3 protein-coding genes are annotated in these 3,282 nt (G+C 57.3%); 2 read left to right on the top strand and 1 reads right to left on the bottom strand.

Features of this window, described 5'->3' with window-relative positions:
• The first annotated feature begins 124 nt into the window (after positions 1–124).
• Both ACP5KC_RS09590 and ACP5KC_RS09585 read left to right on the top strand, forming a co-directional pair.
• Entirely contained in the window at positions 125–1,852 is a 1,728-nt protein-coding gene (locus ACP5KC_RS09590; RefSeq protein WP_428287412.1) for a hypothetical protein, read from the top strand.
• A gap of 57 nt (positions 1,853–1,909) precedes the next feature.
• Positions 1,910–2,902: a hypothetical protein gene (locus ACP5KC_RS09585; protein ID WP_428287411.1), complete on the top strand. Its 993-nt coding sequence runs from the start codon at positions 1,910–1,912 to the stop codon at positions 2,900–2,902.
• Between the two features lie 43 nt (positions 2,903–2,945).
• On the opposite strand, the gene ACP5KC_RS09580 is transcribed toward ACP5KC_RS09585, so the two are convergent.
• On the bottom strand, positions 2,946–3,282 hold a 337-nt coding region (locus tag ACP5KC_RS09580; RefSeq protein WP_428287410.1), incomplete at its 5' end, for a hypothetical protein.

Genomic DNA, 3,282 nt, shown 5'->3' with positions numbered 1-3,282 from the left:
GGGGCAAGGGGCCGGTGCCGATCAAGCACGGAGACAGGATAAACGTCGCCGGTGTCCTCGAGCTAACCTTCATCTCGTCGCCGGCGGGCTCTAGCTAGCTGCGGGCGTGCGCAGGCGATAGGCCGTGTGCAAGGCAAAGTTCGCCCTTTTCTTAATCTATTCCATGCTCCTCCTCCTTGCATCCCTCACGCCAGCCAACTCTGAGGGTAACAACTCACTCGAAATGCAGCTAGAGGGGGCCCCTGAAGACGGCTTGTGCGGCGAGACGCTAACCTTCAGGCTGATCGTTAGGGCGAAGGTACCTGCTAACGTGACCCTTCGGGTTGAGTTCACCCCTGAGCATGCTGCTAAAGTCGTCACTTTGGAGGGGCATGAAGGCTGGATGGTTCTAAGCGGAAATACGAACTCTTCTTTTAATATAAGAATAAAGATAAGTGAAGAAGCATATGATAATTTAACGATAAAATTTATCTTAGAAAATAATATCACATCCCCTAAATTATTAGAAAAGCGCATTAGTATTCTAAGCAGTCGCCGCATATATTATAACATCACTAAGGCGTTAGCAGGTCGTGAGGTTGAGGTGAACATAACCTGTGGGGCGCCGAGCCGCTCCATTCCACCGATTAGGGGAAAGGTTGGTTCAAACGGGGTTCTGGAGCAGCCGGTAAAGTTGCCAGCGCTCCCGCCTGGTACCCGCTGTAACCTGACAGCCTTTCTGCGCACGGATACCTTCCTTTTCCTGGTAAACAGAACCACCAACAGGCCCCTCGAAGAGCTAGTGAACGTAACCTTAGTTCCAGGGTACCTAGTCAACCTAACCGTATCGCCAAGCCCCCCCGCAGCGAATCTCGTCGCAGAGGCACAGGTGAAAGTAGGGCCTAAGAGCTTTAGCGAGCAACTCGAGGGGGGCCTTCTGCTCGGTCCACCCGAGAGGGGGGTAGCCGAGGTAAACATCACCTTCTTCGTTAACTGTGGGCGGAAGAACTTCTCGCTGCAGGTTTACACCTTGCGGCTAAACAGCAGCGGCATTTACAACTCAAGCGACAAGTTAATTCATCGGCTTCCTGATAGGTCCATCTACCCCGTAAATATAACCTTCAGAGTGCCTATGGAAAACTTGACGGTGACCTTGTACAGCAACAAGACCGGGAAGTCGCTCAGCGGCGGAGTAGTAAGGTTGCACACGGTGAGAGTGCCGCTAGCTTACAGCCAGGATCAAAAGCAGTACCTGTGCGAAGTCCCCAGCGACAAGACTCCCGTGGAAAACGTGGTCATCATTGACGAACCGATCAATGTAACGCTCGAGTACGGTGGACAGAGGTTCAGCTGCTCGTACTGGCTGAGCTCCAACAGGACAAAGTGCGAGAGAGACCTCCTGCAGGCCGTAGGGATAAAGAAGGAGGGGGGTGAGCTAAGAGTCTACGTGAACACTTCCAAGCTGCCTCCGCTCAATGGCACCGTGAGCTTCGAGGGGCTGGGCAGGGCGCTGTACATAGGTAAGATTGATATGAAGGGCGTCGAAGAGGGGGACCTTACCATAACCTTGCCCTTGGGATCTTGGAACGTATCCCTAGGGCCGTGGGACGTTAGCCGCGCGAACAATGTTCAGCTGTGGCCACTCGCGTTCTGGCCTATCCTGCAGAGAGGCTACGTGGCCGAGGGAGTGCTTCGCGCTCACGGGGGGGAGTACAGGGTGCGCTTGACGCTGGGCGATGTCTACACGGGCGTTTGGAGCGTAGCGGCGGCTGTAGCGGCTGTAGCGGCCGTGGCGGCTGTCGTTGCGATGGGCACCCCAGCCCGCCCTCCACCCTCTGGGGAAGTGTACGACGAGCACTACGAGCTGGGGTGATGGCTCCTGAGCGACCTCTCCGAGCCCGAGCTCGCCGTTCTCGCGGCCCTGAGGGAGATGGCGAAGGGTTCGAGGGTGGAGTTCGAACTGGAGGAGCTGGCGGCGCGCATTAGCGGGAAGATCAGCGGCACGGTCGAACTCACGCACGAGGCACTGGAGCTCGCGCTCTACTCGCTCGAGAAGAAGGGCTACCTGAAGATCCTGAGGGTGCCTCCATCCTCGAAGGCCGTCAAGGAGCGGCTGCTGAGCGAGGTTGGGAAGCTCAATGTGGCGTTCATCACCGGCCAGCTGGATCCCTCCTCCTATGTGGCTAAGCTCGAAGAGATCGCGTCCAAGTGCCCCTCACTCGGCGTCAAGCCCCTCCCGCCGGCCGGCCTCTCCGACGTCGTGAAGGGCATAGCGCACCTACTGGAGAGTCTCCGTAAGCTGAGCGAGGAGCGCAGCGAGGAGTCGGCGAAGGAGGAGCTTAAAAGGGAGTACGTGGCGAAGCTGGAGGGGCTCGTGGAAGAGGCGGAGCGCTTGCTCGACGTCGTCCAGGGCGTTGTGGAGCAGGTAAGCAGGCAGCGCCAGGAGCTCGCGCGCAGGATCGAGGTGATCAGGCTCGACGAGAGGGTGAGGGGGGTGGACAGGAGCGCCGAGGTCACGGCTCTGCAGGAGAGGCTGCAGAAGGTGGACGCCGACCTGGCGGCGATCAGGCGGTGGGCGCTGGGTGGCGGCGGCGCGCCCGACATCGGGCAGCTCAGGGAGAGGTTCGCGGCGCTGGAGAAGAAGTTGAGCGGGCTGGAGGCTGAAAGAGAGATCCTGGAGGCCAGGGCGCTCATCGAGGGGCGAGAGGATCTGAAGGTCAAGCTGGCATCTTTGACGCGCGAGATAGCGCAGACGAGGGAGGAGGTGGAGCGCGGGAGGAGGGAGATCGAGCATGCGCAAGCGGGAGAGAGGCTCCTCGATGTTGTAATAGATGTGACAAGAGCCTTGTACAAGGGCGGGTCTCTGCCCAGCAATGTTTACAATGCTATTTTGCATCTAGTCAATAGATTGAGAAGCTTATAGATCTATAACCAAATGAGATGCTTTTCATCTCTCTGACTGTGCATTACCCTCGGGAGGCAATTCGCTTCTCAAGTTCTTTTATCCTATTCTCTATCTCGATGAGCTTTTCTGAATACTCCTTTTTCAGCTCTTCATAAGCCTTCTCCGAAATTCTACCTCCTTCTCTGGCTTCATCCAGCTTCCTGAGGAACTGCCTGTACTTCCCTGCCTCTTCCACCAAGGTTCTCACCTCCTTCTCAAGGGCTTCAACATCCACGATCTGCGTCTCGGCCAGCTGGAGGGGTACGACCCTCGTGGGAGTTGCTTCGGCAGCTTCGCTAACCTTCTTCGCATTTCGCAGGAGGGGGGCGCCCATATCCGCTACGCTCTCCTCCCTCCGA

Source organism: Infirmifilum sp. (assembly GCF_049970975.1).
GTDB lineage: Archaea > Thermoproteota > Thermoprotei > Thermofilales > Thermofilaceae > Thermofilum > Thermofilum uzonense.
The sequence above is the reverse complement of the archived record's forward strand: the minus strand, read 5'-3'. Positions and strand labels throughout refer to the sequence as shown.